21 protein-coding genes are annotated in these 24,886 nt (G+C 63.3%); 12 read left to right on the plus strand and 9 right to left on the minus strand.

Going from position 1 to position 24,886, the window contains the following annotated elements; translation table 11 throughout:
* Positions 1-108: 108 nt before the first annotated feature.
* Both CYR55_RS02350 and CYR55_RS02355 read right to left on the minus strand, forming a co-directional pair.
* The gene (locus CYR55_RS02350) at positions 109-2,046 is read right to left on the minus strand and encodes an exoribonuclease II (protein ID WP_101814536.1); all 1,938 of its coding nucleotides are present in this window, start codon (positions 2,044-2,046) and stop codon (positions 109-111) included.
* Positions 2,047-2,190: 144 nt separating this feature from the next.
* Positions 2,191-4,497 (minus strand): FdhF/YdeP family oxidoreductase, encoded by a 2,307-nt coding sequence (locus CYR55_RS02355; RefSeq protein WP_101814537.1) that lies wholly within the window; start codon positions 4,495-4,497, stop codon positions 2,191-2,193.
* A gap of 347 nt (positions 4,498-4,844) precedes the next feature.
* Between CYR55_RS02355 and dacD the strand changes: the two genes are divergently transcribed.
* Entirely contained in the window at positions 4,845-6,038 is a 1,194-nt protein-coding gene (gene dacD / locus CYR55_RS02360) for a serine-type D-Ala-D-Ala carboxypeptidase DacD (protein ID WP_101814538.1), read from the plus strand.
* Between the two features lie 131 nt (positions 6,039-6,169).
* The gene (locus CYR55_RS02365) at positions 6,170-6,745 is read left to right on the plus strand and encodes a YecA/YgfB family protein (RefSeq protein ID WP_101814539.1); all 576 of its coding nucleotides are present in this window, start codon (positions 6,170-6,172) and stop codon (positions 6,743-6,745) included.
* A 50-nt stretch (positions 6,746-6,795) separates the two neighbouring features.
* Here CYR55_RS02365 and CYR55_RS02370 read toward each other — a convergent pair whose 3' ends face one another.
* The 3 genes from CYR55_RS02370 to CYR55_RS02380 form a co-directional block, all read right to left on the minus strand.
* Positions 6,796-7,701: a LysR family transcriptional regulator gene (locus CYR55_RS02370; RefSeq protein WP_101814540.1), complete on the minus strand. Its 906-nt coding sequence runs from the start codon at positions 7,699-7,701 to the stop codon at positions 6,796-6,798.
* Between the two features lie 116 nt (positions 7,702-7,817).
* On the minus strand, positions 7,818-8,621 hold the full coding sequence (locus CYR55_RS02375; protein ID WP_101814541.1) for a DeoR/GlpR family DNA-binding transcription regulator: 804 nt from the start codon (positions 8,619-8,621) through the stop codon (positions 7,818-7,820).
* Between the two features lie 43 nt (positions 8,622-8,664).
* Positions 8,665-9,561 carry a PfkB family carbohydrate kinase gene (locus CYR55_RS02380; RefSeq protein ID WP_101814542.1) on the minus strand — a complete coding sequence of 299 codons (897 nt, stop codon included), beginning with the start codon at positions 9,559-9,561 and terminating at the stop codon, positions 8,665-8,667.
* 178 nt (positions 9,562-9,739) lie between these two features.
* On the opposite strand from CYR55_RS02380, the gene yihU reads away from it, so the two are divergent.
* From yihU to CYR55_RS02420, 8 genes are all read left to right on the plus strand, one after another.
* Positions 9,740-10,633, plus strand: coding sequence for a sulfolactaldehyde 3-reductase (gene yihU, locus CYR55_RS02385; RefSeq protein ID WP_101814683.1), 894 nt, complete (start codon positions 9,740-9,742; stop codon positions 10,631-10,633).
* A gap of 58 nt (positions 10,634-10,691) precedes the next feature.
* Positions 10,692-11,564 carry a class II fructose-bisphosphate aldolase gene (locus tag CYR55_RS02390; protein WP_101814543.1) on the plus strand — a complete coding sequence of 291 codons (873 nt, stop codon included), beginning with the start codon at positions 10,692-10,694 and terminating at the stop codon, positions 11,562-11,564.
* A gap of 1 nt (position 11,565) precedes the next feature.
* Positions 11,566-12,615, plus strand: coding sequence for an aldose epimerase family protein (locus CYR55_RS02395; RefSeq protein WP_101814544.1), 1,050 nt, complete (start codon positions 11,566-11,568; stop codon positions 12,613-12,615).
* 3 nt (positions 12,616-12,618) lie between these two features.
* The gene (locus CYR55_RS02400; RefSeq protein WP_101814545.1) at positions 12,619-13,974 is read left to right on the plus strand and encodes an L-fucose/L-arabinose isomerase family protein; all 1,356 of its coding nucleotides are present in this window, start codon (positions 12,619-12,621) and stop codon (positions 13,972-13,974) included.
* Between the two features lie 30 nt (positions 13,975-14,004).
* Entirely contained in the window at positions 14,005-16,041 is a 2,037-nt protein-coding gene (locus CYR55_RS02405) for an alpha-glucosidase (protein ID WP_101814546.1), read from the plus strand.
* Positions 16,042-16,102: 61 nt separating this feature from the next.
* Positions 16,103-17,497, plus strand: a complete 1,395-nt coding sequence (locus CYR55_RS02410; protein WP_101814547.1) for an MFS transporter — start codon at positions 16,103-16,105, stop codon at positions 17,495-17,497.
* Between the two features lie 48 nt (positions 17,498-17,545).
* Positions 17,546-18,982 carry a glycoside-pentoside-hexuronide (GPH):cation symporter gene (locus CYR55_RS02415; RefSeq protein WP_241522057.1) on the plus strand — a complete coding sequence of 479 codons (1,437 nt, stop codon included), beginning with the start codon at positions 17,546-17,548 and terminating at the stop codon, positions 18,980-18,982.
* Between the two features lie 172 nt (positions 18,983-19,154).
* Positions 19,155-19,676, plus strand: a complete 522-nt coding sequence (locus CYR55_RS02420; protein ID WP_101814548.1) for a YjjA family protein — start codon at positions 19,155-19,157, stop codon at positions 19,674-19,676.
* A 146-nt stretch (positions 19,677-19,822) separates the two neighbouring features.
* On the opposite strand, the gene CYR55_RS02425 is transcribed toward CYR55_RS02420, so the two are convergent.
* Positions 19,823-20,557 (minus strand): metallophosphoesterase, encoded by a 735-nt coding sequence (locus tag CYR55_RS02425; RefSeq protein ID WP_101814549.1) that lies wholly within the window; start codon positions 20,555-20,557, stop codon positions 19,823-19,825.
* Positions 20,558-21,328: 771 nt separating this feature from the next.
* On the opposite strand from CYR55_RS02425, the gene CYR55_RS23270 reads away from it, so the two are divergent.
* Both CYR55_RS23270 and CYR55_RS02430 read left to right on the plus strand, forming a co-directional pair.
* On the plus strand, positions 21,329-21,589 hold the full coding sequence (locus CYR55_RS23270) for a hypothetical protein (protein ID WP_146000939.1): 261 nt from the start codon (positions 21,329-21,331) through the stop codon (positions 21,587-21,589).
* Between the two features lie 294 nt (positions 21,590-21,883).
* Positions 21,884-22,933 (plus strand): LacI family DNA-binding transcriptional regulator, encoded by a 1,050-nt coding sequence (locus tag CYR55_RS02430; RefSeq protein WP_101814550.1) that lies wholly within the window; start codon positions 21,884-21,886, stop codon positions 22,931-22,933.
* Here the strand turns inward: CYR55_RS02430 and nth are convergent.
* The 3 genes from nth to rsxG are packed head-to-tail and all read right to left on the minus strand — an operon-like array spanning position 22,924 to position 24,882.
* On the minus strand, positions 22,924-23,559 hold the full coding sequence (gene nth / locus CYR55_RS02435) for an endonuclease III (RefSeq protein WP_101814551.1): 636 nt from the start codon (positions 23,557-23,559) through the stop codon (positions 22,924-22,926). The genes CYR55_RS02430 and nth overlap by 10 nt on opposite strands.
* On the minus strand, positions 23,556-24,257 hold the full coding sequence (locus CYR55_RS02440) for an electron transport complex subunit E (protein ID WP_101814552.1): 702 nt from the start codon (positions 24,255-24,257) through the stop codon (positions 23,556-23,558). Before CYR55_RS02440 ends, nth begins: the two co-directional genes overlap by 4 nt.
* Positions 24,250-24,882 (minus strand): electron transport complex subunit RsxG, encoded by a 633-nt coding sequence (rsxG, locus tag CYR55_RS02445; RefSeq protein ID WP_101814553.1) that lies wholly within the window; start codon positions 24,880-24,882, stop codon positions 24,250-24,252. The genes CYR55_RS02440 and rsxG overlap by 8 nt, the downstream gene beginning before the upstream one ends.
* Positions 24,883-24,886: the final 4 nt, after the last annotated feature.

A 24,886-nucleotide genomic window follows, 5' to 3' on the forward strand; every position in this document is an offset into this window, starting at 1 on the left:
AGAAGTGTGAGGCGGGCAGGGTTTTAACCGGAGAAACAGGCCGGACGCAGGCAAAAAAATCCCGCACCGGAGTGCGGGATGAGCAGATCAATGCCGGGGATTAACCGGTCAGGCGGCCGGGCGGGCGATCACGTTGCGGTTTTCCATGCGCACTTCGGCGATTTCAACCTCGATCACGTCGCTCTGGCGGTAGGCGACTTCACCTTTGATCTGCACGGTGCCGGTCTCCTGGCTGCACACCAGTTCGTCACGCACGGCGTGCAGGAACGGGGCCGGGATAAAGGCCACCGCGCCGTTGTCCAGCAGGCGCACGCGCAGGCCGCCGCGGGTGACGTCGATCACCTCGGCGCGGAAGCGCTCGCCGCTGCCGACTTTCGGCTGCAGGTAACGGGCGTAGAGCCAGTCACCCACATCGCGCTCCGCCATGCGGTTCAGGCGGCGGCGGTCGGCCAGCTGTTGCGTCATCTCGGCCTGCGGGCGCTCAGCACCCTGTTCCAGGATGATCGCTTTCAGCAGGCGGTGGTTCACCATGTCGCCGTACTTACGGATCGGCGACGTCCAGGTGGCGTACGCCTCCAGGCCGAGGCCGAAGTGCGGGCCGGGTTCGGTAGCGATCTCCGCGAAGGTCTGGAAGCGGCGGATGCGGCTGTCGAGGAACGGCGTCGGCTGGGCATCCAGCTCACGGCGCAGGGTGCAGAAGCCCGGCAGGGTCAGCAGTTCGGCGGCGTCCGCCTTGATGCCGTTGGCCTCGAGGATCGCCACCGCATTCTCCACCAGCAGCGGGTCGAAGCCGGTGTGGACGTTGTACACGCCGAAGCCGAGGCGGTCACGCAGCACGCGGGCGGCGCAGACGTTGGCGGCAATCATCGACTCTTCCACAATGCGGTTGGCGATGCGGCGGTGCTCCACCACGATCTCCAGCACATTGCCCTTGTCACCCAGCACAAAGCGGAAGTCCGGGCGGTCTTTGAACACCAGCGCGTGCTGTTCACGCCACTGGCTGCGCAGGTCACACACGCGCTTCAGCAGGCGGATTTGTTCAGCAATCGCGTCATTTTGCGGCTGCCAGCCGCCTTTCTCTTCCAGCCAGTCAGAGACCTCGTCATACACCAGTTTGGCTTTCGACTCGATGTTGGCGGCAAAAAAACGGATGTCATCACCCAGGCTGCCGTCTTCACCCAGCGTCACGCGGCAGGCCAGCACCGGGCGCAGCACGTCCGGGCGCAGTGAGCAGGTGTCGTCAGACAGCTCGCGCGGCAGCATCGGGATGTTGAAGCCCGGCAGGTAGTTGGTGAAGGCGCGGATGCGCGCAGCGTTGTCGATGTCACTGCCTTCGCTGACGTAGGCGGTCGGGTCAGCAATCGCCACGGTGAGTTGCAGGCGGCCGTCGGCCAGCGTCTCAACATAGAGCGCATCGTCCATGTCTTCGGTGCTGGCGCTGTCGATGGTCACGAACGGCAGGGCGGTGAGGTCTTCACGCGGCGGCTGGGCGGCCAGCATCTCAGTCGGGGCCTCGGCCTCCGGCGCTTCACGCTCAAGGTTATGGCGCGCCAGCGTCACCCACCAGGGGGCGAAATCGTCTTCACCAAAAGTAATGTAGGCGGTCAGGTCAGCGTAGAAGCTGCGGTCGCCTTTCAGCGGGTGGCGGCGCATCTCAGCAACGGCCCAGTCACCCTCTTTGAAGTCATGTTTTACATCGCGTGCCGGGCGGCACTGGATGGCGTCTTTCAGCAACGGATGATCCGGCACAATGGACAGGCGGTCATCTTTTTTCTGTACCCGGCCGACAAAGCGCGTCAGGAACGGCTCCACCAGCGTTTCCGGGTCAGCAACCTCACGCTCTTTTTCGGTATGGAGGGCAGCGATTACCCGGTCACCATGCATCACTTTCTTCATGTACGGCGGCGGGATGAAGTAGCTTTTCTGGCCGTCCACTTCCAGGAAGCCAAAGCCTTTCTCAGTGCCTTTGACCACGCCTTCCGCGCGGGGAGTCTGAGAGTGGAGTTGCTGTTTTAGCTGTGCAAGCAGCGGGTTATCTTGAAACATAGCGTCCCGGGCGTGGGTTAAGGGTGGCATAAATCGCGGCTGACAGTTTTACGCGAATCAGCCGCGACGGGCAAGCGCTTTAGCCGCAATCCCCTGCGAATAAAGCGCCTTTGGCAAGGCCCGGCCACCGGCCGGGAAACCGCATCAGGCGATGCGGCGGAGGTCACGTTGTTCGCTGCGGCGAATCACCACCGGCACCGATTTGGAGGTCGGGGTATGGGTGCCGTCACCGAAGCTGGACATCGGCACCAGCGGGTTGGTTTCCGGGTAGTAGGCCGCCAGGTTACCGCGCGGAATGTCATAGCTCACCAGCTTGAAGCCGGTGACCACACGTTCCACGCCGTCATGCCAGATTGTCTCGATGTCAACCAGCTCACCCTCTTTCAGATCCAGCGCCGCCATATCCTGCGGGTGGATGAACAGCACTTCACGCTGGCCGTACACGCCGCGGTAGCGGTCATCCAGGCCGTAGATGGTGGTGTTGTACTGGTCGTGTGAACGCAGGGATTGCAGGGTAAACGGCGCTTTTTCACCGTCCGGCATCGGGATCACGGCTTCCGGCAGCGGGGCGTTGCTGAAGTGGGCCTTGTTGCCCGGCGTATTGAAGCGCAGCTCTGCCGCTGCGTTGCCGAGGTAGAAGCCGCCTTTGATGTCACAACGGGCATTGAAATCCTGGAAGCCGGGGATGGTGGCTTCAATGTGGTTGCGGATCAGGTTGTAGTCCGCTGCCAGCGCCATCCAGTCCAGGTACTGGGTGCCGAGCACCGCATCCGCGATGCCGCAGACAATCGCGGTTTCGGAACGCTGCATGTCGGAGATCGGTTTGCCCACGCCTTCAGAGGCGTGCACCATGCTGAAGGAGTCTTCCACGGTGATGAACTGCGAACCGGTGGCCTGCATGTCCAGCTCGGTACGGCCCAGGGTCGGCAGGATCAGCGCATCTTTGCCCGGCAGCAGGTGGCTGCGGTTGAGTTTGGTGCTGATCTGCACGCTCAGGTCACAGGCCTGCAACGCGGCTGCGGTGCGGTCGGTGTCCGGCGCGGCCGCCGCCAGGTTGCCGCCCAGCGCGATCAGCACTTTCACTTCGCCGCGCAGCATCGCTTCCAGCGCTTCCACGGTGTTGTGCCCTTTTTCACGCGGCGGGGTGAAGTTGAAATGCGCCGCCAGGCTGTCCATCAGCGCGGCCGGGGCTTTTTCGTCGATGCCCATGGTGCGGTTGCCCTGCACGTTACTGTGGCCGCGCACCGGGCAGAGGCCGGCACCCGGTTTACCGAGCTGGCCGAACAGCAGTTGCAGGTTCACCACTTCACGGATGGTCGGCACCGAATGCTTGTGCTGGGTCAGGCCCATCGCCCAGGTGCAGATCACGCGCTCTGCACCTTCATAAATGGTGGCGGCTTCACGCAGTTCCTGCTCGCTCAGGCCGGACTGGCTGACGATGTGATCCCAGGAGGTGGCATCCACCGCGTCGAAATAGGCTTCCACGCCTTCGCAGTTCTGGTCGAGGAACGCCTGATCGAACAGGCCCGGCTCACCGGCCGCCAGTTTCAGGCGGTGGCGCTCCAGCAGCACTTTCACCATCCCGCGCACGGCGGCCATGTCACCACCGAGGTTCGGCTGGTAATAGGCGGAGCTGATGCGGCCGGCTTTGGTGGTGATCACTTCCAGCGGTTTCTGCGGGTCAGCGAAACGCTCCAGGCCACGTTCACGCAGGGTGTTGAAGCTCACCACGCGCGCGCCGCGGTCAGCGGCATGGCGCAGGCTGTGCAGCATACGCGGGTGGTTGGTGCCGGGGTTCTGGCCGAAGACGAAAATCGCGTCCGCTTTTTCGAAATCATCCAGGCGGATGGTGCCCTTGCCGACGCCGATGCTCTGTTTCAGCGCCACACCGCTCGCCTCGTGGCACATGTTGGAGCAGTCCGGGAAGTTGTTGGTGCCGAGCATGCGGCCGAACACCTGATAAAGGTAAGAGGCTTCGTTACTGGCGCGGCCGGAGGTGTAGAGCTCGATCTGGTTCGGGTTGTCCATCGCCTTGATGTGCTCGGCAATCAGCGCGAAGGCGGCTTCCCAGCTTACCGGGCGGTAGCGGTCGGTGGCGCGGTCATAGCGCATCGGGTGGGTGATGCGGCCCTGGTACTCCAGGAAATAGTCGCTCTGCTCACGCAGGGTAGAGACGCTGTGTTTGGCGAAGAACTCCGGCTCCACCGCTTTGCGGGTCGCTTCCCAGGTCACGGCTTTCGCGCCGTTCTCACAGAAGCTGAAGGTGCTGTGGTTGTCGTCACCCCAGGCACAGCCGGGGCAGTCAAACCCGCGGCCTTTGTTCACGCGCATCAGGTTGCGCAGGTTAGACAGCACTTTTTTGCTGTCGAAGACATAACGGGTAGTGGACTCAAGCGCGCCCCAGCCGCCCGCAGCGCCGGTGTACGGTTTAATAGCAGGTTTGAATTTCATTCGATGTGTTGTCGCAGGTGTAGTTGTTTCAGAAACGTAAACACTTTTTTAAGCGTTTGCATAATTTATGTCGCAATTCTAGGGAGTGAAGGGGGGAGCGTCTAATCGAATGGCGCAATCGCCTGATAGAGGATGCTTATCGCACCGGAACAGATTGCGCAACAAAAAGCCCGCCGGCGCAGGCTGTTGTTTTTGTGACCGACTTGTAACAGCGCCGTTTCATTATGCAATCTTTGGCAAAGGTCTTAGGGTTTCACCTGCTGCGGAATTCATGCACTCTACCCGCCGGATTTTCATCGGTTTTTTGGCGCGGGCCGGGGTTGCCTGCGCGGTAAGAGGATAAGTGTGTGAAGCGTAGTGTATTGAGTATGTTATGTGGCGTATTGATGATGACCGCCGGGCAGAGCATGGCGGCCGATGCGCCGACGGCGGCCGGCGTCGCGCCGGTGGCGTTCCCGGTGGTGGCCCCGGGCATTGATGCCGCCTCCTTTGTGCTGATGGACTACGCCACCGGCGACATCCTGGCGCAGGGCAACCAGGACGAACGCCGCAACCCGGCCAGCCTCACCAAGCTGATGACCGGCTATGTGGTGGATCGCGCGCTGGATCAGCACAAAATCACCCTGGATGACGTGGTCACCGTGGGCAAAGATGCGTGGGCCGCGGGCAACCCGGTGTTTGCCGGCTCCTCCCTGATGTTCCTCAAGCCCGGCGACCGCGTCACCGTGCGTGACCTGAGCCGCGGCATCATCATCGACTCCGGCAATGACGCCTGCGTGGCCATGGCGGATTACGTGGCGGGCAGCCAGCCGGCGTTTGTGGATCTGATGAACCAGTACGTCACCCGGCTCGGCCTGAACGATACCCACTTCCAGACCGTACACGGGCTGGATGCGCCGGGGCAATACACCACCGCGCATGACCTGGCGGTGCTCTCGCGCGCCATCATCCACGGCGAGCCGGAGGAGTACCGGATGTATGGCGAGAAGACGCTGACGTATAACAACATCACCCAGAACAACCGCAACGGCCTGCTGTGGGACAAAAACCTCAACGTGGACGGCCTGAAAACCGGCCATACCGAAAGCGCCGGGTTCAACATTATCGCCTCGGCGACCGAAGGCCAGCGCCGCCTGATCGCCGTGGTGATGGGCGGCAAAAGCCCGAAAGGGCGTGAGGAGCAGGCGCGCAAACTGCTGACCTGGGGCTTCCGCGAGTTCTCCACTTTGCCGGTGTTCAAGGCCGGGCAGAACATCGCCAGCGAGCCGGTCTGGTACGGTGACACCGACAAAGTGAAACTGGGCAGCGCCGACGCGGTGTTCCTCAGCGTCCCGGCCGGTGACAGCGACAAGATCAAAGCGCAATACGTGCTGAACAGCCCGCAGCTGGACGCGCCGCTGCAAAAAGGGCAGGCGGTGGGCAAGATCAACATCGTCGATCAGGGCAAAGTGCTCAAATCGATCCCGCTGGTGGTGCTGGAGCCGGTGAAACAGGGCAGCCTGTTCAGCCGCGCGGTGGACTACGTCAAACTGAAGATCTAGTACGCCAGACAAAGACGAGCCGGCCACCGTGCCGGCTTTTTTCTCCCTGCCGTTCCGGTTTTGGCAGCTAAAATAGAGTAATACACCCGGGTGCCGTTCTCACGGCCCCCCTAAGCCTGAGGAGGCGCGGTATGAATCAAGGGCCATTGAATGAAGAAGAGCTTGAGTGGCTGGACGAGGTGCTGCTCAAATACGGCAATGAGGACTCGGTGCTGGATGTCTCGGAGCTGGATGGCCTGCTGACGGCGATTCTCTCCGGGCCAACGGTGATTGAGCCCGCGCAGTGGCTGACGGCGCTGTGGGGCGGCGAAGCGCACGTCCCGCACTGGTCATCGGAGCAGGAGATGACCCGCTTTATGGATCTCACCTTCCAGCATATGAACGACATCGATCAGCGGCTCAATGAGGCGCCTGACCAGTTTGACCCGATGTTCGGCTACCTCGAGGAAGGGGAAGAGGAGCACACCATTGTGGAAGAGTGGTGCTTCGGGTATTTGCGCGGCATGGCGCTGGGCGACTGGCCGCCGCTGCCGGCAGATCTGGAACCGGCGCTGGGGGCGATCACCCTGCACGGGCAGGAGGAGAACGCGCCGCTGCTGGCACAGATGACGCCGGAGGAATACGCCGAAAGCCAGGAGGCGATCCAGCCTGCCGCCCTGCAACTGCACGCTTACTGGCGCGAACAGCACGCCCTCCAGCTGCACTAGGCGCGCCGTCCACCCGGCACGCCATCACGCCGCCTTCTCAGGCGGCGTTTTTACGCCTGCCGTTCGCGCAGCCAGGCCTGGGCGGCATCGAAGAAGTGCTGGGCGAGCGGGGTGGCGCGGCCGGTTTCGGCCACCACCAGCGCGGCGTGGCGGCTCATCGGCGCAATCGCCAGCGGGCGGTAGCGCAGGGCGGGGGTCATGGCGTCAATCAGGTGGCCGTGCGGCACCAGCCCACAACCCAGCCCGACATACACCCCCTGCATCAGCTGGAAAATCGAGCTGCTGTCAAGGATCGGCCGCAGCACCAGCCCGGCCAGGCTGAACTGGTTATCCAGGTAGCGGCGGAAGTAGCGGCTGGAATCAGAGAGGCAGAGCGGCAGCGCGGCCGCCTCCGCCAGCGCCAGCGGCGTGTCACCGTTCAGGTGCGGGAAATGGTCGGGGTGGTAGAGCACATCCACGCCGCTGTCCTCCAGCGGCTGCATCTGGAAACGCAGTTCGTTCAGCGTGGTCATTTCAAAGAACCCGATGCCCACATCCACCGCGTGGCTGTTCAGCGCATCCAGCAGCTGATCGGCGCTCAGCTCGGCCACCCGGTAGTCGAGCCGCGGGTTATCCGCCTGCACGCCCTTCAGCATCTCCGCCAGCGACAGGCTGCATTGCGGCATCACGCCGATGCGCAGCGTGCCGGTCAGCCCGTGCTTCAGGGAGTCCACTTCCAGCTTCAGCCCCTGATACACCGCGACAATCTCACGCGCCCAGTTCAGCACCCGCTGCCCCTCAGCGGTGAAGCCCTCGAAGTTATTGCCCCGGTTGATCAGGTTCAGCCCCAGCTCTTTCTCCAGGTTTTTTAAGCGCATGGAGAGCGTCGGCTGGCTGACGAAACTGGCCTCGGCGGCGCGGCCGAAGTGGCGCTCCCGCTCCAGGTTGCAGAGGTAGATAAGTTGTTTAATGTCCATAAATAGGGCAGGTGATCCGCTCGGCGATGTGATGGCGGCCAGTATACCACCCCGGCGGCCGGGTAATCCGCTGTGAAACGGCCGCCGGGGCCGCCCATTCAGCGGATTGACAACGATCAGGGCACGGCGTCACCGGCGGCAGTGACCGGTGCCAGGTGTACCTCTACCGCGGCGGCAGCCAGCCGGGCGGCCAGCGGCGGCGGCGGGGCGGTGTCGGTAAACAGCGCGCTGATCTCACTGACCTGTGCCAGCTCCACGGCCGCCGAGGCGCGGAACTTGGTGTGGTCCGCCGCCACCAGCACATTGCGGCTGTGGGCCATCATCGCCCGCGCCATCGCCGCTTCGTTGACGTCAAACTCCAGCAGCGTGCCGTCCGCTTCCAGCGCGCCGGTGCTGGTGAGGGTGTAATCCGCGCGGAAACCGGAGACAAACTGGATGGCGCTCGGCCCGATAATGCCGCCGTTGTGGGCGCGCAGCGTGCCGCCCGGCACCAGCACCTCAAAATCTTTCTGCTTATAGAGGATCTGCGCCACCCGCAGGCTGTTGGTGATGATGCGCAACTGGCTGTGGGAGAGCAGCGCCCGGGCGATATGCTCAACGGTGGTGCCGATGGTCATAAACAGCGTGCAGCGGTCAGGCAACTGCCGGGCCAACGCCTCAGCAATCGCCCGTTTTTCATCGTTGCAGGCCAGTTCGCGCTGTTCGAAGGCGGTATTTACCAGGCTGGAGGCGCGCCCCGCGCCGCCGTGGTGGCGGGTAATAAACCCCTCCTGGCTCAGCTTGCGGATATCGCGGCGCACCGTCTGGGTCGATACCGCCAGCAACTGCGCCAGCGCCTCAATGCTCATGTAGCCCCGCTCCGCGATCAGCGCGATCAGCTGGTCATGCCGGGGGTTGCCCGTCAGATCCGTCAAACTCATGGCTGCTCCTTATCCTTATCTCCGTGTCCGGTTGCGGGCCAGTTTATACATAATGTGACAAAAATGCGCTGAGTTGATCACAGTCCGCAATGCCCGCCCGTCCGCCCGGCCGGGTGCATTTGAGCGCCGCCGCCGCACTGGCCAGGCGCACGGCCTCCGCCGGGGTCGCGTGGCGGGCAATCGCCCAGGCCAGCGCACCGTGGAACACATCCCCGGCGCCGGTGGTGTCTTTCACCTCCACCTCAAATGCCGGTTGGTGGCGGCAGCACCCCTCTTCCAGCCAGAAACAGCCCTGACTGCCGAGCGTGACGTAAACGGTGCCGGGCGTCAGCGCGGCGGCCCGGCGCAGGGCGGCCTCCGGCGGCAGATCCCCGGCCAGCCGTTGCAGGGCGGGCCAGGAGAAGGCCGCATGGTCAGCCAGCGCCAGCAGCGGGGCGATCGGCTGCGGCGTGAGGTCGGCGTCCAGCACCGTCGGGATGCCCGCCGCCCGCGCCTGTGCCATCGCCTGTTGCGCCCCTTCCGGCCAGCGCACATCAGCCAGCAGCGCGTCATAGCGCCGGAAATCGATCGCATCCAGCCACTCCGCGTCGGCCGCCAGCGCCCGGCCGGGAAAGTTGATGATCATCCGCTCACCGTAGCGATCCACCACAATGGCGGACTGGCCGGAGGCCGCGCCCGCTATCCGGCGGCAGTGCTGCACCGATACGCCCTCCGCCGCCAGCCCGGCGCACAGTGCCTCACCGCAGGCATCCTGCCCGACGCGGCCGATAAAATCGACCTGCGCCCCCAGCCGCGCGGCCGCCACCGCCGCGGTGGCCGCCGGGCCGCCGCCCGCTTCCTGATACTCCCGGGCCACATACTTGCCGCCGCCCTCAGGCAGCGTATCCAGATAATACAACCGGTCTTCCACGGTAATCCCCACGCAGGCCAATGTGGTCATGGCGCTCTCCTTAACGATCCTGATGGTCACTGCTGTCCAGTTTATCGGCGCAAATTGTTGAAAAAGTGACTGGTGTCTGATTTTTTACTCAAAACAACAAATATGATCAAAAAACACCATGAAATGACAGATTGAATGTCATTTTTTCTTGGGCATGACCAAAAGGGAGAACGCAGCCATGGCGAAAGTGGCATTTATCGGACTGGGGCAGATGGGCGCGCCGATGGCGCGGAACCTGTTGCGCCACGGGCATTGGCTACAGGTTTACGATCTCAGCCCGCAGGCGGTGGCGTCGCTGGTGGCCGACGGGGCAGAGGCCGCCGCCAGCCCGGCAGACGCGGCGCGCGGCGTGGAGGTGGTGATCACCATGCTGCCGGATGGGCAGCGGGTGCGGCAGGTGCTGCTGGGCGCGCAGGGCGTCGCGGAGACCCTCACCCCCGGCGCGCTGGTGGTGGAGATGTCCACCATCCATCCGCTGGAGAGCGACGCGCTGGCGCAGGCGATGGCCGAACGGGGCGTCAGCTTTATGGATGCGCCGGTCGGGCGCACCTCGGAACATGCGGTAGCAGGCACGCTGCTGATCCTGGCGGGCGGCACGCCGGAACAGGTGCGCCGTGCCGCGCCGTTGCTGCGCTGCATGGGGGACACGCTGGTGGAAACGGGCGGCCCGGGGTGCGGCATCCGCATGAAAATCGTCAACAACTACATGAGCATCGCGCTCAATGCGCTCTCGGCCGAGGCGGCGGTACTGTGCGAGGCGCTCGGCCTGCCGCTCGCCAACGCGCTGGAGGTGATGGGCCAGACCTCCGCCGGGCGCGGACATTTCACCACCAGCTGGCCGGACAAAGTGCTGAAAGGCGACCTCAGCCCGGCCTTTATGATCGATCTGGCCCACAAGGATCTGGGGCTGGCGCTGGACATCGGCGGCCAGTTGCGCGTGCCGCTGCCGCTGGGCGCGGCCGCACGTGAGCTCTACAGCCAGGCGCGGGCACAGGGGCGTGGGCGGCAGGACTGGAGCGCCCTGCTGGAACAGGCCCGGGCCGCCGCAGGGCGGCATTATCACGGTGCCTGACACGTCACGACATCTGACATATCACGACATCTGACACATCACTACAGAGGAGTGAACTATGCCCTATATCGCGGGAGATACCCTGATTCGCCATGCGTGGCAGCAGGGTTATGCCATCGGCGCGTTCAGCGCCCACAACGCCGAAACCGTGCTGGCGATCCTGGAGGCTGCCGAGGCGGAGCAGTCCCCGGTGATGATCCAGATCGGCCAGAAGGTGATTAACACGCTGGGGATGCGGCCGATGAAAGCGCTGGTGGATGCCTGGCTGGACCGCGTGACGGTGCCGGTCTGCGTGCACCTCGACCACAGCCGCAGCTTTGAGCAGACCATGGAGGCGGTGCGCTGCGGCTTCCAGTCGGTGATGTTTGACGGCTCGCACCTGCCGTTTGATGAGAACGTGCGCATTACCCACGCGGTGGCGGAGGTCGCCCACGCGCTGCACATCGGCTGTGAAGGGGAGATCGGCAAAATCGGCGGCGTGGAGGATGAGATCGACGTGGCGGAAGAGGATGCGCTGATCACCGGCTGCGACGAGGCGCTGGCCTTTGTGCAGGCCACCGGGGTGGATTACCTGGCGGTTTCTATCGGCACCGCCCACGGGCTGTACAAAACAACGCCCCGGCTGGCGTTTGACCGGCTGGCGGAGATCCGTGAAATCGTGCAGCGGCCGGTAGTGCTGCACGGCGGCTCCGGCGTGCCGGACGATCAGGTGCGCCGCGCCATCGGCCTCGGGGTCGCCAAAGTCAACGTGGACACCGAGTTGCGGCAGGCGTTTACCGAAGGCATGGCGGCGGTGCTGGCCGATGACCCGCAGGAGTACGCGCTGGCGGTGTCGCTGGGCAGCGGGCGCGAGGCGATGCGGCGCAAAGTGCAGGAGAAGATCCGGCTGTTCGGCAGTCAGGGGCAGGCGGGCCATTTTACAGGAGAGTGAGATGACGCAGGTAACAGCAACCCCGTTTGGGGAACACCAGGGGCAGGCGGTGAGCCTGTTTACCCTGACCAATGCGCAGGGCATCAGGTTAGCAGTCACTAACTATGGCTGCATCATTACCCAGCTCTGGCTGCCCGACCGGCACGGCAGGCTGGCGGACGTGGTACTGGGCTTTGACACGCTGGCGGAGTATCAGGCCGGGCACCCGTTTTTCGGCGCGATAGCCGGGCGCTGTGCCAACCGCATCGGCGGCGGCGGCTTCCGCCTCGGCCGGGAGACGTTCACGCTGGCCTGCAATGAGGCGGCCACCGGCCAGCACCTGCACGGTGGGGTGCGCGGCTTTGATAAGTACGTCTGGCAGGCGGAGGCTGAAGCGGACGGCGTGCGCTTCCACCGCGTCTCGCCGGACGGCGAAGAGGGCTACCCCGGCACGCTGGCGGTGACGCACCGCATCCGCCTGACGGAAGAGAACGTGCTGCATGTTGAGTATGACGCGGTGACCGACCGGGCGACGCCGGTCAACCTCACCAACCACAGCTACTACAATCTGTCAGCGCAGGCGTCTGACATCCGCGGGCACCGGTTGCAGATAGAGGCCGATCTCTATACCCCGGTTGACCCGGCGACCATGCTGCCGACCGGCGGGATCTACGCGGTAGCGGGCACGCCGCTCGATTTCCGTCAACCGATCGCGCTGGGCGCGGCGATGGCGCAGCAACCGGCCATCGACATCAACTATGTGTTGCGGGCGCGTTCTACGGGCAACGGTTTGCACCCGGCCGCCACGCTGGCAGACCCGGTCTCCGGGCGTGAAATGCGGGTGTTTACCGACCAGCCCGGCCTGCAACTCTATAACGGCGCGAAACTCAGCAACCGGCCGTGGGTCGGCAAGGGCGGCGCGCCCTACGGCGCGTTTGCCGGGCTGTGCCTGGAGACGCAGGCCTTCCCGGACAGCGTTAACCAGCCGCACTTCCCCGGCGTTGTCCTGCAACCGGGCGAAATCTACCGCCACCACACCGCGCACCATTTCAGCATCCTCAGGGAGGAGTAAGCCATGAACGATAATACTGCCCGTCCGCTGACCCTCGGCGTGCTGGCGCTGGGGCGCGCCACCTTTGATGTGCCCTATGCAGAGGAGATGCTGGCGCAGGCGTGGCAGACGCTGCGCGGCCTCGGCGTCCGGCTGGCCGGGGAGCCGGTGCTCTGCCTGGATGCGGACGCGGTACACACCGCCGCTGCCGCGCTGCGTGAGGCGCAACCCGATCTGCTGGTGATCCTGCAAGTGACCTTTACCGACGCGGCGCTGACCACCGAACTGCTGCGGGCATGGGCGGTGCCCACGCTGCTCTGGTCGTTCCCGGAGGCGCGCACCGGCGGGCGGTTGCGGCTAAACGCCTTTTGCGGCGTGAACCTCGCCTGCCATGCCCTGAGCCGCCACGGCCTTCGCGTACACACGCTGCACGCCGCGCCGGGCAGCGCCCACGCCGCCACGGAGCTGCGCCTGCTGGCACAGGCCGCCGGGATCGTCAGCAAACTGCGGCGGGCGAAAGTGCTGGTAGTGGGCGACCACCCGCAAGGCTTTGATGCCTGCAACTATGACCGTGACCAGCTGGAAGCACGCTTCGGTACCCACAGCGAGCGGCTGCCGGTGCAGGAACTGATCGCGCAGGCGGCCGCGCTGCCGGAGCGCGTCACCGATGCCCCGTGGCAGCGGCGCAGCCGCGATTTCAGCAACCTTGAGGAGATGCCGGAAGCGCCGACCCGCAAAACGCTGAAAGTCTATGCCGCGCTGCAACAGCAGGCGAAAACCCACGGCTATGACGGCATCGCCGTGCGCTGCTGGCCCGATTTCTTCACCGACTATGGCTGTGCCGCCTGCGGTGCGCTGGCGCTGATGAATGAAGACCAGATCCCCTGCGGCTGTGAGGCGGACATGTTCGGCGTGCTCTCCTCGCTGCTGTTGCAGTGGGCCTCCGGGCAGGGGGCGTTCAATACCGATCTGGTGGACATCGACCCGGAACAGGACAGCGTGGTGTTCTGGCACTGCGGGCAGGCACCGATTGAGATGGCCGACCGCGACGGGCCGGTGCGCGCCGCGCTGCACTCCAACCGCAAACTGCCGCTGCTGTCGGAGTTCGCGCTGAAACCGGGGCGCATCACCCTCTGCCGCATCTCACAAGGGCAGGGCAAACTGCGGCTGATGCTGGCGGGCGGCGAGATGCTGAAAGCGCCTCTGGCCTTCTCCGGCACCGCCGGGGTGGCGCGGCTGGATGTTCACGCTGACCTCTACCGGCAGCGGCTGCTGGCGGCCGGGATGGAGCACCACACCTCGCTGGCCTACGGCGACCACCGCCCGCTGCTGCGCAAAGTCGCGCAACTGCTGGATCTGGACTTGCTTGAACTGGCCTGATGCCGGCTCACACACAGGGAGCATACCATCATGACAAGCACCACCCCCCAGGGCGGCCTCCGGTTCAGCCCGGCCACAGACGGCTTTACCCTGCACCTCGACGGCCGCCTGCTGTTGCAGCACAGCGCGCAACACCCCTGCCTGAGCGTCGGGCAGGGCGAGGCGGACATTGAGATGTTCCGCGGCAACTTCAGCATCAAAGACAAGCTGCATGAAAAACTGGCGCTGACTGAGTGCGCCATCCGTGACAGCGCACACGGGGTCTGCGTCACGCTGTCACGCGGGGCGGTCGCCTCCGCCACGCTGACCATCGCACAGGATGACGCAGGCCGCCTGCGGCTTCTGATCGCCAACGCCAGCCCGCACCATAACCGGCTCTGGCTGAACCTGGTGGCGGAGCCGGAGGAGCGCGTTTACGGCTGCGGCGAGCAGTTCTCCTACTTCAACCTGCGCGGCCGCCCGTTCCCGCTCTGGACCAGTGAACAGGGCGTCGGGCGCAACAAAAAAACGTTGGTCACCTGGCAGGCGGACTGCCAGGAAAACGCCGGCGGCGACTACTACTGGACGTTCTTCCCGCAGCCGACCTTTGTCTCCAGCCGCCGCTATTTCTGCCATGTCAGCAACAGCAGCTACATGTGTTTTGACTTCTCTGCGCCTGACCACCATGAGCTGGCAATCTGGGAAGCACAGGCCGAGCTCTGCTTTGACACCGCCCCAAGCCAGCTGGCGCTGGTCAGCAAACTCTCGACGATGCTCGGCCGCCAGCCGGAACTGCCGGACTGGGTGTATGACGGCATCATCCTCGGCATTCAGGGCGGCACCGACGTCTGCCAGCAGAAGCTGGATCGCGCCCGTGAAATGGGCGTCAGCGTGGCGGGCATCTGGGCGCAGGACTGGGAAGGGCGTCGCATCACCTCGTTCGGCAAACGGCTGATGTGGAACTGGCGCTGGGACGAAGAACTCTACCCGGGGCTTGACCAGCGCATCCCGCAGTGGAAACAGGAGGGCGTGCGCTTCCTCGGCTACATCAATCCCTACGTGGCAATCGAGAAAGAGCTCTACGCCGAGGCGGCGGCCCACGGCTACCTGACGCGGGACGCGGAGGGGCGCGACTATCAGGTGGAGTTCGGCGAGTTCTACGCCGGGGTGGTGGATCTCACCAACCCCGCGGCGTACCGCTGGTACAAAGAGGTGATCAAACGCAACCTGATTGGCTTCGGCCTCGACGGCTGGATGGCCGACTTCGGCGAATACCTGCCCACCGACACCTTCCTGCACAACGGCGTGAGCGCCGAGATCATGCACAACCGCTGGCCGGCGCTCTGGGCGCAGTGCAACTACGAGGCGCTGGCCGAGACCGGCAAACTGGGCGAGGTGCTGTTCTTTATGCGCGCCGGTTACACCGGCAGCCAGAAATATTCGCTGATGATGTGGGCCGGGGATCAGAACGTGGACTGGAGCCTGGATGACGGGCTGGCGTCGGTGATCCCGGCGGCGCTGTCACTGGCGATGACCGGCCACGGCCTGCACCACAGCGACCTCGGCGGCTACACCACGCTGTTCGGCATGAAACGCAGCAAAGAGCTGCTGCTGCGCTGGTGCGATTTCGCCGCCTTCACCCCAATGATGCGCAGCCACGAAGGCAACCGCCCGGACGATAACTGGCAGTTCGACAGCGACGACGACACCCTGTGCCACCTGGCGCGTATGACCGGCATCTTCCGCCGCCTGAAACCCTACCTGAAGCAGGCGGTGGCGGAGAACAGCCGCGAGGGCATCCCGGTGATGCGCCCGCTGCTGCTGCACTACGAGGATGACCCGCAGACCTTTGATCTCGCCTACCAGTACCTGCTGGGGCGGGACCTGCTGGTGGCGCCGGTGCACCAGCCCGACTGCCGGGCGTGGACGCTTTACCTGCCGCGTGACCACTGGGTCAACCTCTGGACCGGCGAGCCGGACAGCGGCGGCCATGAGGTCACCGTGGCCGCGCCGCTGGGGCAGCCGCCGGTGTTCTACCGCCGTGACAGTGCATGGGCGGTGCTGTTCGCCACCCTGCGTGACGCCTGACCGGTACGTCCACACCCTTTTTTGCGCACCGCCCTGCGGTGCGCCTCTCAGGAGATTAACCATGACCCTCTCCGTCGAAGCACCGCCGCGCGCCGTGCTCTCCACGTTGCCGCTGCGTGAAAAAGTCGCCTACGGCCTCGGCGATGTCGGTTCCAACCTGCTGCTGGATATCGGCACGCTCTATTTACTCAAGTTCTACACCGATGTGCTCGGCCTGCCGGGCGCGTGGGGCGGCCTGATTTTTCTGGTGGCGAAGTTCTTCACTGCCTTCACCGACATGGGCACCGGCGTGCTGCTGGATGCCCGCCGCCACGTTGGGCCGCGCGGCAAGTTCCGGCCGTTTATCCTGTTTGCCGCCTTCCCGGTGGCGCTGCTGGCGGTCGTGAACTTCGTCGGCACGCCATTCTCACCCGGCGGCAAAGCGCTGATAGCGACCGTGCTGTTTATGCTCTACGGCCTGTTTTTCAGCATGATGAACTGCGCCTACGGCGCGATGGTACCGGCGATGACCAAAAACCCGGATGACCGCGCCCAGCTCGCCGCCTGGCGGCAGGGTGGGGCGACGCTCGGCCTGCTGCTCTGCACCGTGGGCTTTGTGCCGATCCTCGACCGCTTTGCGCACAACCCGCAGCAGGGCTATCTGGCCGCCTCCTCGCTGTTTGCGCTGCTGGGCCTCGGCTGCATGTGGCTCTGTTACCGCGGCGTGACCGAGCGTTATGTCAGCGCCGCGCCCAGCGGCGCACGGCCGGGGCTGCTCGCCTCGTTCCGCGCCATCGCCGGTAACCGGCCGCTGTTCATCCTCTGCCTGGCGAACCTCTGCACGCTGGCGGCGTTTAACGTCAAGCTGGCGATCCAGATCTACTACACCCAGTACGTATTGAACGACCTCTCACTGATGGCGTGGATGGGCTTCTTCAGCATGGGCTGCATCTTCCTCGGGGTGTTGCTGGTGCCGGTGATGGTGCGCCGTTTCGGCAAGAAGCCGGTCTACCTCGGCGGGCTGTTGATCTGGGCGGCGGGTGACCTGCTGAACTACGCCTTCGGCAGCAGTTCGCTGCTGTTTGTGCTGTTCTCCTGCCTGGCCTTTTTCGGCTCGGCGTTTGTCAACAGCCTCAACTGGGCGCTGGTGTCAGACACGGTGGAGTTCGGCGAGTGGCGCACCGGCGTGCGCGCCGAGGGCACGGTTTACACCGGCTTCACTTTCTTCCGTAAGGTGTCGCAGGCGCTGGCCGGTTTCTTCCCCGGCCTGATGCTGACGCAGATCGGTTACGTGCCGAACGTGGTGCAGAGCGACGCCACACAGGAGGGGTTACGCCAGCTGATTTTTTTCTGCCCCTGCGTGCTGGCGCTGGTGACCGCCGCCGTGATGGGGCTGTTTTACCGCCTGAATGAGAAGACTTACGTGAAGATCGTCAGTGACCTGGAGGCGCGCCGGCACCCCGCCGGCGACGCCTGACCCGCACATACCACGACCGCCGGCCGTTCAGGTGGGGAGAAAAACATCATGATGCACCATTCCACAACCCTGGCGGCCGCCCGGCCCGCCGGGGGCGAGCAGGCGCAACCGCTGCTGACGCTGCGCGAGAAGCTGGCCTACGGGCTGGGCGACGTCGGCAACGGCTTTATGTTTGACCTCGGGCAGATCTACCTGCTGAAGTTCTACACCGACACACTGGGCCTGCCGCCTGCGGCCGCCGGTGGGGTGTTTTTCTTCACCAAGCTGTTTGACGCCCTGGCGGATTTCAGCGTCGGCACCTGGGTAGACCGGCGGCGCAACATCGGCCCGCGCGGCAAGTTCCGGCCGTTTATCCTGTTCGGCGCGGTCCCGCTCGGGCTGGCGACGCTGGCGAGTTTCTGGCAGCCGGGCTTCAGCCCGGACGGCACGCTGCTGTGGGCCTATTTCAGCTATATGCTGTTTGGGCTGATTTACAGCATTGTGAATATCCCTTACGGCTCGATGATCGCCGCCATGACGCAAGACCCGGTGGAGCGCGCCCAGCTGGCCGCCTGGCGGCAGGGCGGCTCGAACCTGGCGCTGCTGATCACCACCGTCTGTTTTGTGCCGCTGCTGGCCTGGGTGCCCACCAGCCAACAGGGGGCGCTGTGGGTGGTGGGGGGCTTTGCGCTGGTGGGCGTGCTGTTGCAGCTGTTCTGTTACGCCAATATCCATGAGCGCATCGGCCAGCCGGAGGCGGCTCAGCGCCAGGCACCGCCGTTCCCGCTGATGGCCGGGGTGCGCGCCATCGGCCGCAATACGCCGCTGCTGCTGCTCTGCCTGGTGAACCTGCTGACCTTTTCCGCCTTTAACGTCAAGCTGGTGGCACAGGTTTACTATTGCCAGTATGTGCTGCGTGACATCGGCATCCTGCCCTATATGGGGTTTTTCAGCATGGGCTGCGTGTTCCTTGGCGTGGCCTGTGTGCCGTGGCTCAGCAAGCACCACGGCAAGAAGGTGACCTTTGTGCTGGGCTGCGCCATCTGGGCGCTGGGCGATCTCTGTAACTATTTCTGGCCCACGCCCGGCGCGCTGCCGTTTATTTTGTTCTCCTGTCTGGCGTTTTTCGGCAGCGCGCTGGTGAACAGCCTCTACTGGGCGTTCGCCTCCGACGCGGTGGAGTATGGCGAGTGGCGAACCGGGCTGCGCACCGAGGGCATGGTCTATTCGTTTTTCACCTTCAGCCGCAAGTTGTCGCAGGCGATTGCCGGTTCACTGCCGGGCGTGGTGCTGGCGTGGGTGGGGTACCGGCCCAACAGCATTCAGACGCCCACCGCCGAGCACGGCATTACGCTGTTGATGTTTATCTACCCCGGGCTGCTGGCGTTGCTGACGCTGGTGATCTGGTGGTGTTTCTACCGGCTGGACGAGGTGCGCTATGAGGCGATTTTGCTGGCGTTGCAACAACGGCAGCAGAAACCGACAGCCACCGGATATCGCGCCTGACGGCAGTGTTTTACCCTGTTATCCTGTCTTAAGCCGGATAAGCCGCTGAATTCACCTTATCCGCGGCAAACTCGGACTGATCTGGTTGAGGCGGCCTGCGCGGCCGCCTAAGGTTTCAGCCTGATTTTTGGCAGCATCATTTTTAGTCATTTTTATCAATGAGGGGCAGGACATGGGTAAGTTTTCATCACGTTGGGTTATGGCGCTGGCATTGGGCGGCACGCTGGTAAGCGGCGCGGCGCAGGCAGACTGGGCCGGTACGCTGAAAAGCGCCAGCGACGCGCTGAACAGCAATAACAGCACTGCCACCAGCGGCAGCAACACCGCCGCCACCGGCAGCGGCGGGTTGTCGCTCGGCACCCTGACCGGGCTGCTCAACGGCGGCGACAACGGCCTGAAAGCCGAAAGCGCCACCAACGCCGCGGGTGTGCTGGAGTATTGCGTCAAAAACAACGTGCTCTCGACCACCAACGCTGCGAGCGTGAAGGATCAGTTGCTGAGCAAGCTCGGCATCCAGAGCGCTTCCGGCGCACAGAGTGAAGATTACCAGGACGGCCTCGGCGGCATCCTGCACACCGGGCAGGGCAACGACCTGAACCTGAGCAACATCGGCGTCGGCACCGCCCAGCTGAAGCAGAAGCTGAAAACCAAAGCCTGCGACGTGGTGCTGAAACAGTCGAAAAAACTGCTGTAACCGCGCGGCAGGAGTAAAGCCGCCGCAATAAAAACGGGGAGCGCCGGAAGGTGCTCCTTTTTTGTCAGTGGGAACGCATTTGCCTTGCCGTATTATCCCGTCATTTCTCTGGCGAACTGCGCCGCTCTCCCGGCCGGGATACACGGTCACACCGCAATAATGTGGCTGACCAACGCCCCACCGGCAAAGCGATAGAGCATCAGCGAGGGGGGATCGTCAGCGGGGGGCACGGTGTCTGATCCAAACCACACCGGGTTGGCGGGGCAGATGGAGCCGCAGATATAAGCGGGGATCCCTGCCAGATTGCCCGCCATCGGCCGGTGGACATGCCCGGTGGCGATAGCGATGGGCCGCCGCGGATGCCGGCCTAACAGCGCCCCCAGTTTTCCTGCGTCACGGCACATGATCTGATCCATGGAAGGAATGCCGCTATGAAATACGTGGTGGTGCAGAAACAGTATGGAGGGTGTCCCGCCGCCGGTGCTCAGGGTGTGTTCCAGCCACAGAAGATGCTCAGACACACTGCCTGCCGGCGATCCCGGGAGCGTGGAGTCAAGCCCGATAAGGCGCAGCCCGCCGAGCTCCGCCACAAAATGCAGTGCATCATCTTCTATGGCCGGAGACCTGCGGCGACCCCACATAGCGCGTATCCCTGTGCTATCGTCAGCGTTCCCGGGCAGGACAAAGGTTGGCCAGGTTCTTTTATGCAGGCAAGCCGATACTTTTTCGTAGCCTTCTGCCCAATGGTTATCAATCACATCGCCGGTAAGTACCAGGGCATCTGGCTTAATGAAATCCAGCCAGGAGAGGGCGCGCGCGAACCGGGAGAGATTGTCATTATCAGGTGCTGCATGAATGTCTGATACCTGGGCGATGATCATAGAAGCCTCCTGTTTTAGTGAGACGGCCTGAATATCTGGATTTGCCGCCAACGTTTTTCACACCTACCCAATGATATGCAGAAGTGATGGATGCGTAAAAATCATTGCCGAGTGGAGACGCAGGGCCGGGCAATATTTACCCCCTACCATTTCCTTACATACCCAATGATATGCAGAGGTGGCGGGGGCATTAAATTATTGCCGACGAGGACGCAGGGCCGGGCAATATTTACCCCTACCATTTCCTTACATATCCAAGGATATGCAGAGGTGGCGGGGGCATTAAATTATTGCCGACGAGGACGCAGGGCCGGGTGAGCGGGCAGAACCAAAAGGATCACCCCTACTTTTTCCTTACATACCCAATGATATGCAGAGGTGGTGGGGGCGTAAAAATCATTGCCGAGTGGAGCCGCAGGGCCGGGCGAGCACACAGGACAAATTGGCCGGGAGCCAATTTGAACAACGCAAAGCGTTGGCCCCGAAGGGGTGAGCCCCATGGATGGGGCGAATAATTCCGCGAGAGTCGCAGCCACGCTGGGAGCGTGTCTGCGGCGGCCCGATTAGCCCGGAGGCGAAATGAGGACAAATTGGCCGGGAGCCAATTTGAACAACGCGAAGCGTTGCCCCGAAGGGGTGAGCCCCATGGATGGGGCGAATACTACCCGCGGGAGCGGGCAATGATTCAGCCGGGGCACCCAGGCGCGGGGATGCAAGGGGCGGGCGCTTACGCGCCCCTTGCGCGGTGGCGGCAGCGGGGCCGCAGAAAGAATGCGGGCGTATGCCAACGCAACAAGCCTCGATCTTAATCAGAATGCTGCGTATGCCAACGCAACAAGCCTCGATCTTAATCAGAATGCTGCGTATGCCAACGCAACAAACCTCGATCTTAATCAGAATGCTGCGTATGCCAACGCAACAACCCCCGATCCCAGCAAAAAAGCCCAAGCCAGCCAACGCAACCCTCAGGCATTGCCGGACAGCGGCTGGAAAACGTCGCGCGGATATTCCGGTAATTTCACCCGCGCATGACTAAATAGATAAATTTCAGCAACGGGAGTGCCGGAATATAACGAGGTCAACGTATTGCTAACAGTGAAGCAGGAATTAAATTAACCGTTATTAATAATATTTTCATTATTATCTCCGATCTGAAATAGGGTGAAAGGAAGGTAAGTTTTGAGATTGTCAGGAATCAACACTAATTTGTGATAATACTCCCACCATGCCGGGAGCTTTTCACGTAGCCTGCGTCGTTCTCAATAATTTCAATAGGCTACCAGTGAATTATTCTCACGGGGCCTATGCGCCGGAGATCACAACCCGATGGGGAAGTTAAAGATAAAGGAAATCTCATTACGTACCGGGTTATCTTTCAGCACCGTATCACGGGTGCTGGCGGGTAAATCCAATACCAGCCAACAGGCGCGGGATAAAATACTCGCCTGCGCGCGGGAAATAGGGGTGGCGGAGACGCTCTCCAACCGGCTGCTGATTAATAATATTCTGCTGTTTGCGCCTGACCGGGCTTTTTATGCCCGGCAAGATCATTTTTATTACGAGGTGATTCAGGGCGTGCAGGAGGCGATCGCCCCGCATGACGTTCACCTGCATAGCTGCGCGCTGCAGGAGCGGCACGCGGATATCCCGCTGTTCCTGGAGAAGCTCAACACGCCGCGCGCCCAGGCGATTATCCTGCTCGGCATTGATGACCCGGTGGTACACAAGCTGGCGGCCAGCTTCGGCAAGCCCTGCGTGCTGATTAACAGCCTTGACCAGGAGATGGCGCTCGACAGCGTCTCGCCCGATCACCGGGCCATCGGCTTTCGCGGCGCGCATTACCTGCTGGAGCAGGGGCATCACCGCATTCTCTCCCTGCTCTGCCTGCGGCCGGAGACGCTGGTGGCCCAGCTGGAGGGGATCAAGAGCGCGTTTCACCACCACCGCTGTGTGTTCGATGAAGAACATCACTTGCTGGTGACGCAGAACTTCTGTGAGAAAGAGGCGCAGGAGGCGGTACGTGGCTACTTTACCGCCTGCGCGCCGTCACAGCGGCCCAGCGTGTTGCTGTGCGGCGGCAGCCCGCTGGTAAACGGGGCGATTGCCGCGCTGAAGGAGATGGGGTTACGGGTACCGCAGGATGTCTCGCTGCTCGGCAGCGGGGTGGAGCACCCGCCGCTTACGGCACTGGCCCCGTGGCTGACCACGCTGCATGTGCCGAGCCGGGCGCTGGGGGTGGAGGCGGTAAACCTGTTGCAGAACCGCCTCACCCACCCGGACGCCCCGGTGTTTAACCTGAGGCTGCAGGGCAAGCTCGGGCGTCACTATTCCGTCGCCCAGCCCGGCGCCGGGGAGGCAGAAAGCCGCTACTCGTAGACCTTGTCTTTATACTCGCAGAGATCCTCAATGATACAGGAGCCGCAGCGCGGTTTACGGGCAATGCAGGTGTAACGGCCGTGCAGCAGCAGCCAGTGGTGCGCGTTCACCCGGAAGGCGGCCGGTACCACTTTCAGCAGTTTCTCTTCGACCTGATCGACGTTCTTGCCCGGTGCGAAATTCGTCCGGTTGCTGACGCGGAAAATGTGGGTGTCAACGGCGATGGTCGGCCAGCCGAACGCGGTGTTCAGCACCACATTGGCGGTTTTACGCCCGACGCCCGGTAAGGCTTCCAGCGCGGCGCGGTCTTCCGGCACCTCGCCGCCGTGCCGCTCCAGCAGCTGGCGGCAGGTCTTGATGACGTTCTCGGCTTTGCTGTTATACAGCCCGATGGTTTTAATGTATTCCTTCAGGCCGTCCACGCCGAGATCCAGTATCGCCTGCGGGGTATTCGCCACCGGGTAGAGTTTCGCGGTGGCTTTATTGACGCCGACGTCAGTGGCCTGTGCCGACAGCAGCACGGCGATCAGCAGCTCAAACGGGGTGCTGTAGACCAGCTCGGTGGTGGGGTGCGGGTCGTTATCCCGCAGCCGGCTAAGAATACTCGTCCTTTTTTCCTGGTTCATAACGCTTTTTCAGGCTCCCCCGGCTGGGCAACCGGCGAGGTGACGCTCACCGCCGCGTTGCGCGCTTTCATCTTCTGGTCAATCAGGTATTTGATCGCCAGCAGCATCGCCAGGCCGATAAACGCCCCCGGCGGCAGCATCGCCAGCAGGAACGGCGAATCCAGGTGCGCCACCTCAATCCGCAGCACTTTCGCCCAGCTGCCGAGCAGCTGATCTGCGCCGTCAAACAGCGTGCCGTTGCCGAGGATCTCACGCATCGACCCGAGCACAAACATCGTCAGGGTGCCGCCGAGGCCGGTCATCAGCCCGTCCAGCGCGGCGTAACGCACCGGCGCTTTGGCGGCGTATGCCTCCGGGCGGCCGATCACGATACAGTTAGTGACGATAAGCGGAATAAAAATCCCCAGCGACTGATACAGGCCATAAGCGTAGGCGTTGATCAGCATCTGCACGCAGCTCACCACCGAAGCGATGATCATCACGTAGATCGGGATACGGATTTCACTGGGGATCCAGCGGCGCATCAGCGAAATCGAACTGTTGGTGCAGAACAACACCAGCGTGGTGGCCAGCCCCAGCCCGAGGGCGTTGGTGGCAGTTGAGGTCACGGCCAGCAGCGGGCACATGCCCAGCAGCTGGACCAGCGCAGAGTTGTTTCTCCACAACCCGTCAATGGTTACGCGTTTGGCTTCACTCATCAGAGGCTCCACAAGGGGGTAAGGTGGCAAGAACCGGCGGCAGGGTTTCCATATACAGGGTGGTGCGGCGCACCGCATTCACCACCGCACGCGGGGTAATGGTCGCGCCGGTAAACTGGTCAAACATGCCGCCATCTTTTTTCACCGCCCAGCGGCGGTCGTCCGGCCCGTTAATCGTCTGTTGGGCGAAGTGCTTGATCCAGTCAGAGATCCGCACTTCAATTTTATCACCCAGCCCCGGCGTTTCATGGTGCTCCAGCACGCGGGTGCCGTACACCTTGCCGTGGAAGTCAGCCGCGACCAGGATCTGGATCGCCCCGGAGTAGCCGTCCGGCGCGGTGGTTTCCACGGCGGCGGCCACCGGCTCGCCGCCTTTGCGCGCCAGGTAGAGGCGGTGCAGGGCAGCGCTGCCGAGCGCCGGGTCAGTGACCAGGTAACACTCGGTCTGCATGGCGTTGTCATAGACGCCGGCCGGGATCACCTGATCAAACAGCGCCTTCTGCTGCCGGGCAGCCTGATCGCTGATGGTGGGTTTGGTCAGGGTATAGACCACGGCAGTCAGGCCGGTGGTCAACGCCGCGAACAGCGCCAGGGTCGTGCCGTGGCGTCGCATAGTATCAAACATCATA

It is taken from the genome of Chimaeribacter californicus (genome assembly GCF_002858675.1).
Taxonomy (GTDB): Bacteria; Pseudomonadota; Gammaproteobacteria; order Enterobacterales; family Enterobacteriaceae; genus Chimaeribacter; species Chimaeribacter californicus.

Excerpts from the sequence above, each read along its gene's own strand:
- CYR55_RS02380 (WP_101814542.1), bottom strand. The coding sequence starts at position 9,561 with ATGACCACATTGGCCTGCGTGGGGATTACCGTGGAAGACCGGTTGTAT.
- CYR55_RS02355 (WP_101814537.1), bottom strand. The coding sequence starts at position 4,497 with ATGAAATTCAAACCTGCTATTAAACCGTACACCGGCGCTGCGGGCGGC.
- CYR55_RS02370 (WP_101814540.1), bottom strand. The coding sequence starts at position 7,701 with ATGGACATTAAACAACTTATCTACCTCTGCAACCTGGAGCGGGAGCGC.
- CYR55_RS02375 (WP_101814541.1), bottom strand. The coding sequence starts at position 8,621 with ATGAGTTTGACGGATCTGACGGGCAACCCCCGGCATGACCAGCTGATC.
- CYR55_RS23270 (WP_146000939.1), top strand. The coding sequence starts at position 21,329 with ATGCGGGCGTATGCCAACGCAACAAGCCTCGATCTTAATCAGAATGCT.
- CYR55_RS02390 (WP_101814543.1), top strand. The coding sequence starts at position 10,692 with ATGCCCTATATCGCGGGAGATACCCTGATTCGCCATGCGTGGCAGCAG.
- yihU (WP_101814683.1), top strand. The coding sequence starts at position 9,740 with ATGGCGAAAGTGGCATTTATCGGACTGGGGCAGATGGGCGCGCCGATG.
- CYR55_RS02420 (WP_101814548.1), top strand. The coding sequence starts at position 19,155 with ATGGGTAAGTTTTCATCACGTTGGGTTATGGCGCTGGCATTGGGCGGC.
- CYR55_RS02440 (WP_101814552.1), bottom strand. The coding sequence starts at position 24,257 with ATGAGTGAAGCCAAACGCGTAACCATTGACGGGTTGTGGAGAAACAAC.
- CYR55_RS02395 (WP_101814544.1), top strand. The coding sequence starts at position 11,566 with ATGACGCAGGTAACAGCAACCCCGTTTGGGGAACACCAGGGGCAGGCG.
- rsxG (WP_101814553.1), bottom strand. The coding sequence starts at position 24,882 with ATGTTTGATACTATGCGACGCCACGGCACGACCCTGGCGCTGTTCGCG.
- CYR55_RS02415 (WP_241522057.1), top strand. The coding sequence starts at position 17,546 with ATGATGCACCATTCCACAACCCTGGCGGCCGCCCGGCCCGCCGGGGGC.
- CYR55_RS02400 (WP_101814545.1), top strand. The coding sequence starts at position 12,619 with ATGAACGATAATACTGCCCGTCCGCTGACCCTCGGCGTGCTGGCGCTG.
- nth (WP_101814551.1), bottom strand. The coding sequence starts at position 23,559 with ATGAACCAGGAAAAAAGGACGAGTATTCTTAGCCGGCTGCGGGATAAC.
- CYR55_RS02410 (WP_101814547.1), top strand. The coding sequence starts at position 16,103 with ATGACCCTCTCCGTCGAAGCACCGCCGCGCGCCGTGCTCTCCACGTTG.
- CYR55_RS02405 (WP_101814546.1), top strand. The coding sequence starts at position 14,005 with ATGACAAGCACCACCCCCCAGGGCGGCCTCCGGTTCAGCCCGGCCACA.
- CYR55_RS02425 (WP_101814549.1), bottom strand. The coding sequence starts at position 20,557 with ATGATCATCGCCCAGGTATCAGACATTCATGCAGCACCTGATAATGAC.
- CYR55_RS02365 (WP_101814539.1), top strand. The coding sequence starts at position 6,170 with ATGAATCAAGGGCCATTGAATGAAGAAGAGCTTGAGTGGCTGGACGAG.
- CYR55_RS02430 (WP_101814550.1), top strand. The coding sequence starts at position 21,884 with ATGGGGAAGTTAAAGATAAAGGAAATCTCATTACGTACCGGGTTATCT.
- CYR55_RS02350 (WP_101814536.1), bottom strand. The coding sequence starts at position 2,046 with ATGTTTCAAGATAACCCGCTGCTTGCACAGCTAAAACAGCAACTCCAC.